At 71.3% G+C, this 5,998-nt stretch carries 9 protein-coding genes; 6 read left to right on the forward strand and 3 right to left on the reverse strand.

Annotation, left to right across the window (positions count from 1 at the left end):
• Nucleotides 1-254: 254 nt before the first annotated feature.
• Complete coding sequence (locus V7050_RS17195; RefSeq protein WP_324365927.1) at nt 255-899, forward strand: DUF1326 domain-containing protein; 645 nt, start codon at nt 255-257, stop codon at nt 897-899.
• Between the two features lie 5 nt (nt 900-904).
• The gene (locus V7050_RS17200; RefSeq protein ID WP_324365929.1) at nt 905-1,786 is read left to right on the forward strand and encodes a DUF2182 domain-containing protein; all 882 of its coding nucleotides are present in this window, start codon (nt 905-907) and stop codon (nt 1,784-1,786) included.
• A gap of 32 nt (nt 1,787-1,818) precedes the next feature.
• Here the strand turns inward: V7050_RS17200 and V7050_RS17205 are convergent, their stop codons facing one another.
• A complete protein-coding gene (locus tag V7050_RS17205; RefSeq protein ID WP_324365931.1) occupies nt 1,819-1,956 on the reverse strand; it encodes a hypothetical protein in 138 nt (45 codons plus the stop codon).
• Nucleotides 1,957-2,181: 225 nt separating this feature from the next.
• Here V7050_RS17205 and V7050_RS17210 point away from each other — a divergent pair, with 225 nt between their 5' ends.
• Genes V7050_RS17210 through V7050_RS17225 form a run of 4 tightly spaced genes read left to right on the forward strand, consistent with a single transcriptional unit; the run spans nt 2,182 to nt 4,871 of the window.
• A complete protein-coding gene (locus V7050_RS17210; RefSeq protein WP_324374146.1) occupies nt 2,182-3,474 on the forward strand; it encodes an adenylosuccinate synthase in 1,293 nt (430 codons plus the stop codon).
• Nucleotides 3,471-3,710, forward strand: coding sequence for a DUF2842 domain-containing protein (locus V7050_RS17215; protein ID WP_324365935.1), 240 nt, complete (start codon nt 3,471-3,473; stop codon nt 3,708-3,710). Before V7050_RS17210 ends, V7050_RS17215 begins: the two co-directional genes overlap by 4 nt.
• 13 nt (nt 3,711-3,723) lie before the next feature.
• The gene (locus tag V7050_RS17220; RefSeq protein ID WP_324365937.1) at nt 3,724-4,173 is read left to right on the forward strand and encodes a CreA family protein; all 450 of its coding nucleotides are present in this window, start codon (nt 3,724-3,726) and stop codon (nt 4,171-4,173) included.
• On the forward strand, nt 4,170-4,871 hold the full coding sequence (locus tag V7050_RS17225; RefSeq protein WP_324365939.1) for a thiamine diphosphokinase: 702 nt from the start codon (nt 4,170-4,172) through the stop codon (nt 4,869-4,871). Before V7050_RS17220 ends, V7050_RS17225 begins: the two co-directional genes overlap by 4 nt.
• Here the strand turns inward: V7050_RS17225 and V7050_RS17230 are convergent.
• On the reverse strand, nt 4,843-5,415 hold the full coding sequence (locus V7050_RS17230) for a hypothetical protein (RefSeq protein WP_324374143.1): 573 nt from the start codon (nt 5,413-5,415) through the stop codon (nt 4,843-4,845). The genes V7050_RS17225 and V7050_RS17230 overlap by 29 nt on opposite strands.
• Nucleotides 5,416-5,538: 123 nt before the next feature.
• Nucleotides 5,539-5,998 (reverse strand): L-serine ammonia-lyase, iron-sulfur-dependent, subunit alpha (locus V7050_RS17235; protein ID WP_324410904.1); only part of this gene is annotated, 460 nt, incomplete at its 5' end.

Consider the following 5,998-nt stretch of genomic DNA (forward strand, 5'->3'; position numbering starts at 1 on the left):
GACGATCTCGGCCCCGCGGGCACGCTCGACGGGCGGCGGCCCGTGGCCTTCGCCCGGGCGCTCTGGGACCGCTCGCGTCCGGTGATGGGCTGGATGGATGCCCATGTGGGCCCCTCGCTCCTGCCGCCGGAGGTGCGGCGCGGGCGCTAGCCGCAGGCGCGGCGCTTTGTCGGGGGGCGGTTTGGGTGTATCATGCGCCTCTTCAAGCCTCGGATTGCAGCGGCGCGAGCTCGGCTCGGCACGGGGAGAGGGTCATGGCTTACGTGGATTGGGAGATCCGGGGACCGAAGATCGGGGCCTGCAGTTGCGACTACGGCTGCCCCTGCGAATTCAACGGAAGGCCGACCGAGGGCTGGTGCCAGGGCCTGGAGGCGCACCGCATCGACAAGGGCCATTTCGGCGACGTGCGGCTCGACGGGCTGGTGGTGGGGGCGTGGTACCGCTGGCCGGGGGCCGTGCACGAAGGCGGCGGCATCGTGCAGGGGATCATCGACAAGCGGGCCGACGAGCGGCAGGTGGAGGCGCTCTTCAAGATCCTCGGCGGCGAGGAACAGGTGCCGACGAGCGTCTTCAACATCTACGGCTCCACCATCGAGACCGAGCACGACCCGGTCTTCGCCGAGACGGTCTTCGATTGCGACATCGAGGCCCGGACCGGGCGGTTCCAGGTCGAGGGCATGATCGATCTCGCCATCGAGCCGATCCGGAACCCGGTCACCGGCAAGCCGCACCGGGCGCGGATCGTCCTGCCGGAGGGCTTCGAGTTTCGCGAGGCGGAGATGGGCAGCGCGGATTTCTCGGTTCGGAGCCTGCTCGACTACGCGCACAAGGGCCGCTACGCCTCGCTCTGGTACGCCGCCTACGGCCCGCAGGGGATCATCGCCGACGCGGTCGGCTGAGCGCGATGACCACGGATACGGCAGCCGAGGCGCTGCTGAAGCGCGACCGGACGATGCTGATCGCCGGACTCCTGCTGCTGGGGGCGCTTTCCTGGACCTGGCTCCTGCGTGGCGCCGGCATGGAGATGAGCGCCTGGCAGATGTCGCGGGCGGCGCTCTTCCCGCATCTCGGCGCCGACGCGCCGATGTCGATGGACTCCGGATCCATGCCGATGGACTCCGGATCCATGCCCATGGACCCCGGGGCCATGGACGCGGCCGGCTGGAGCGCCGGGCGGGTGGCCATGATGGTCGCCATGTGGTGGGTGATGATGATCGCGATGATGCTGCCGAGCGTCGCGCCCATGGTGCTGCTGCATGCGCGCGCCGTGCGCCACGGCCAGCGGCGCGGCCGCATCGCTCCGGGGCCGGTGTCGACAATCTGGTTCCTCGCCGGCTATCTGCTGGTCTGGCTGGGCTTCTCGCTGGCGGCGGTGGCGCTGCAATGGCTGCTGGAGCGGTCGGGCGCGCTGTCGGGCTCGATGCTCTGGTCGCAGAGCCGCTGGCTGAGCGCCGGGGTGCTGGCGGCGGCGGCGATCTATCAGGTCTCGCCGCTCAAGGGCATGTGCCTCGCGCATTGTCAGGCGCCGGCCGAGTATCTCTCCACCCATTGGCGGCCGGGCTCCGGCGGCGCGATGCGCATGGGCGTCGGCCACGGCGCCTATTGCGTCGGCTGCTGCTGGGCGCTGATGGCGCTGCTCTTCGTGGGCGGAGTGATGAACCTCGTCTGGATCGCCGCCCTGACCGCCTTCGTGCTGGCCGAGAAGCTCCTGCCCGCCGGGCAGGCGGTCAGCCGGATCGCCGCGCTGGTACTCGCGGTCTGGGCGGTCGCGACCGTTCTCGTCTGAGAGCGGCGGCGACCGCCGGGCCCGCCGGCGCGCTACTTCTTCTTGCCCTTGATGCGGTCAAGCGATGCCGCCATGCCGCCGGCACCGGCGCCCGCCGTGGCGGTCGCCTTCGGCTTTTCCTTCTTCGGCTTCTTCGGTTCGCGGTTGCTCTTCTGCTGGCCCTTGGCCATGGCGGTCGCCTTCCCGGCCGAGGGTCGCCCTGTGGCCGGATGGCCGGAGCGACGGAGCGCGCGCCGGGCTGCGGAGACCGGTGATCGGCCTTCGCGCGCGGTCTCTGACGAATGGCCTGCGCCTGCGTCTCGCGCCTGTCAAGCGGGAGGCCCGCGAAAAGGAGGTTTCGGGCGCGCGGGCCGGGCGGTATAGACGGGGCCGGAACCGGTGGGAGGCCTGCGGACATGGGCAACGTCGCGGTGGTCGGCGCGCAATGGGGCGACGAGGGCAAGGGCAAGATCGTCGACTGGCTGAGCGAGCGGGCCGATGTGATCGTCCGCTTTCAGGGCGGGCACAATGCCGGGCATACCCTGGTCGTGGACGGCAAGGTCTTCAAGCTGAGCCTGCTGCCCTCGGGCATCGTGCGCGGCGGCAAGCTGAGCGTGATCGGCAACGGGGTGGTGCTCGACCCCTGGGCGCTCCTGGCCGAGATCGGCAAGCTGGCGGGGCAGGGGGTCGCGATCTCCCCCGACAATCTGATGATCGCGGAGAACACGCCGCTGATCCTGCCGCTGCACCAGGATCTCGACCGGCTGCGGGAGGAGGCGGCGGGGGCGGCCAAGATCGGCACCACGGGACGCGGGATCGGTCCGGCCTACGAGGACAAGGTGGGCCGGCGCATCGTCCGGGTGGCCGATCTCGGCGATGCGGAGACGCTGGAGACGCGGCTCGACCGGCTTCTCGCGCATCACGACGCGCTGCGGCGGGGCCTCGGCGCCGAGCCCATCGACCGGTTGGCGCTGCGGGATTCGCTTCTGGAGGTGGCGCCGAAGATCCTGCCCTATGCCGCGCCGGTCTGGCAGGTGCTGGCGGCGCGGCGGGCGGAGGGCAGGCGCATCCTCTTCGAGGGCGCGCAGGGGGCGCTGCTCGACATCGATTTCGGGACCTATCCCTACGTCACCTCCTCGAACACGCTCGCCGGCATGGCCGCGACGGGTACCGGCATGGGGCCGGGCGCGGTCGATTTCGTGCTCGGGATCGTCAAGGCCTATACCACCCGGGTGGGGTCGGGGCCGTTCCCGGCGGAGCTCGACGACGAGACCGGCCAGCGTCTCGGCGAGCGCGGCCACGAATTCGGCACGGTCACCGGGCGCAAGCGGCGCTGCGGCTGGTTCGATGCGGTGCTGGTGCGCCAGACCTGCACCACCAGCGGGGCGCAGGGCATCGCGCTCACAAAGCTCGATGTGCTCGACGGCTTTCCGGAACTGAAGATCTGCGTCGCCTACGAGCTCGACGGCCGGCGCATCGACCATCTGCCCACGGCGGCGTCGCTGCAGGCGCGGGTGAAGCCGATCTGGGAGACGCTGCCAGGCTGGTCGGAGACCACCGCCGGGGCGCGGTCCTGGGCGGACCTGCCGGCGGCGGCGATCAAATACGTGCGCCGCATCGAGGAGCTGATCGGCTGCCCGGTGGCGATGCTCTCGACCAGCCCCGAGCGCGAGGACACGATCCTCGTCACCGATCCCTTCGCAGGATGAGGGGCCTGAGCTGGCGGGCGCGGCGGCGCTGGTCGCTGGTGGTGCTGCTCGTCGGGCTGCCGCTCTACGTGACGCTGGCAGTCAACCTGGTGGAGCTTTTCGACCGGCCGGGCGTTCTGGTCGAGCTGGCGATTTTCGTCGGCCTGGGATTCCTCTGGATGCTGCCGTTGCGCTTCGTCTTCCGCGGCATCGGCCGGGAGGATCCGGAGGCGCGGCGGCGGCCCGGTGGGAAATGAGAGGAGGGGCGGCATGCTGAAACTCGTTCTGGTGGCGGTCCTCGCGGCGGCGGGCGCGGCTTCGGCCGAGGAGATCGGCCAGGTGACCACGGCCTTCAAGATCCTCGGCGCCAATCACCGGATCGTCGTGGAGGCCTTCGACGATCCCGAGGTCGAGGGCGTAGCCTGTTTCGTGAGCCGGGCGCGCACCGGCGGCATCTCGGGCAGTCTCGGCCTCGCCGAGGATACGTCGGACGCCTCGATCAACTGCCAGCAGACCGGGTCGGTGAAGTTCCGCGCCGAGCTGGAGGACGGCGAGGAGGTGTTCTCGCGGCGCGCGAGCATCATGTTCAAGCGCATCCAGGTGGTGCGGTTCTTCGACGAGACCCGCAACGCGCTGGTCTATCTCACCTATTCCGACAAGCTGATCGACGGCTCGCCGAAGAACAGCGTCTCGGCGGTGGTCATCCGCGACTGGCCGTGACGCAGGCCCTGTTCCACGCGGCGCGCCCGGTCACGCTGGTCGGGGGCGGACCGGTGGATCCGCGCCAGCTCGAGGCGGCGCTGCGGCTGGCGCCGGAGGCTCTGGCCGCCGACGGCGGGGGAAACCTGGCGCTGCCGGGCGGGCGGCGGTTCCGGGCGGTGATCGGGGACATGGATTCGCTCCGCGACCCGGCCGCGCTCGCCCGCGCCGGCGTGGCGCTCTATCCGATCGCCGAGCAGGATTCCACGGATCTGGAGAAATGCCTCTATTCGGTGGAGGCGCCGCTCTTCCTCGGGCTCGGCTTCCTCGGCGGGCGCCTCGACCACCAGCTCGCGGCGATGAGCGCGCTGGCGAAACATCCGGAGCAGCGGGTGATGCTGCTGGGCGGCGAAGACATCTGCTTTCTCTGCCCGCCCGCGTTCGAACTCGACCTCGCCGTGGGCACGAGGGTTTCGCTCTTCCCGATGGGGCCGGTCGGGGGCCTCCGCTCGGAGGGGCTGCGCTGGTCGGTTGCCGGGCTCGATTTCGCGCCCGGCGGGCGCATCGGCACGTCGAACGAGGCGCTCGGCGGGCCGATGCGGATCGCCTTCGACGCGCCCCGGATGCTCGTGGTCCTGCCGGGGGACCTGCTCGCGCCGGTGGTGGCGCAGCTCCGGGGCGCGGGTGCGCTCAGCCGGCAGGCACCGGCGTCACGGTGACCGCGACCGCCTCGGTCACGCTGACGAGGACGCGCGCGCCCGGGCTCAGGCTCTGCGCGAAGGTACGCAGGTCGGGGCGAACCGCGGTCTGCCGGGTCAGCCCGTCCGGCGTGCGGAAGGAGGCGATGCCGGTATTGGCATTGTAGTTGATGAGCGTGACCACCATGCTGGTCGAGGCGACGGCGGCACCGCCGGGCATGGCGCCTTCCGGAGCGCGCGCGCCGGCGGCCGCGGCCAGGGGCTCACCGCTGTCGGCCGGATCGGCCATCGCCACGGCCAGCGAGCGGTAATAGTCGATCTGCACATGGTCGCCGGCGGAGACCTGGGCCAGGTTGCGCACTTCCGGTCCGGCGGTGACGGTGAAGACGCTGCCCTCGACGTCGTCGCGGAGCGTCACCTGGCGGGTCGCCTGATCGACGGATTCCACGGTCGCGGAGGCGGTCACGAGCGTCTCCTCGCTCGCGCTGCGGCTCTGGCGCATCTCGGCGCAGCCCACGAGCAGCAGCGCGGCCACCGCGGCGATCGCATGTGTCATTCGCATCATTGGTCCTCCGGATCCTGGGTTCGGCCGCATCCGCGGCCGGGCCCCCTTAGCGGCGGGCCGGGGACTTGTCGAGGTATTGCGGCTGCCCCGGACCGGCCCATTGGCGCGGGAACCGAGGCGCCGTCAGCAGTCCGGGACGTTGACGGCGAGCCCGCCCAGGGAGGTCTCCTTGTATTTCTCGTGCATGTCGCGGCCGGTCTGGCGCATGGTCTCGATGCAGGCGTCGAGCGAGACGAGATGGAATCCGTCCCCGCGCAGCGCGAGGCTTGCGGCGGAGACCGCCTTGATGGCGCCAAGGCCGTTGCGCTCGATGCAGGGCGCCTGCACCAGCCCCGCGATCGGGTCGCAGGTCATGCCGAGATGGTGCTCGAGCGCGATCTCGGCGGCGTTCTCGATCTGGGAGGGCGTGCCGCCGAGCACGGCGGCGAGCCCGGCGGCGGCCATGGCGGCGGCCGATCCCACCTCGCCCTGGCAGCCGACCTCGGCCCCGGAGATCGAGGCGTTGGACTTGATCAGCCCGCCGATGGCGGCCGCCGTCAGCAGGAAATCGGGGATGCCCGCGGGCGAGGCGCCCGGCACGTGG

The sequence above is a fragment of the Amaricoccus sp. genome, assembly GCF_036846665.1.
In the GTDB taxonomy this organism is placed as follows: domain Bacteria; phylum Pseudomonadota; class Alphaproteobacteria; order Rhodobacterales; family Rhodobacteraceae; genus Amaricoccus.

What these genes read in the sequence shown, in the direction of transcription:
- V7050_RS17195 (WP_324365927.1), top strand. Translation starts at nt 255, where the DNA reads ATGGCTTACGTGGATTGGGAGATCCGGGGACCGAAGATCGGGGCCTGC.
- V7050_RS17200 (WP_324365929.1), top strand. Translation starts at nt 905, where the DNA reads ATGACCACGGATACGGCAGCCGAGGCGCTGCTGAAGCGCGACCGGACG.
- V7050_RS17205 (WP_324365931.1), bottom strand. Translation starts at nt 1,956, where the DNA reads ATGGCCAAGGGCCAGCAGAAGAGCAACCGCGAACCGAAGAAGCCGAAG.
- V7050_RS17210 (WP_324374146.1), top strand. Translation starts at nt 2,182, where the DNA reads ATGGGCAACGTCGCGGTGGTCGGCGCGCAATGGGGCGACGAGGGCAAG.
- V7050_RS17215 (WP_324365935.1), top strand. Translation starts at nt 3,471, where the DNA reads ATGAGGGGCCTGAGCTGGCGGGCGCGGCGGCGCTGGTCGCTGGTGGTG.
- V7050_RS17220 (WP_324365937.1), top strand. Translation starts at nt 3,724, where the DNA reads ATGCTGAAACTCGTTCTGGTGGCGGTCCTCGCGGCGGCGGGCGCGGCT.
- V7050_RS17230 (WP_324374143.1), bottom strand. Translation starts at nt 5,415, where the DNA reads ATGATGCGAATGACACATGCGATCGCCGCGGTGGCCGCGCTGCTGCTC.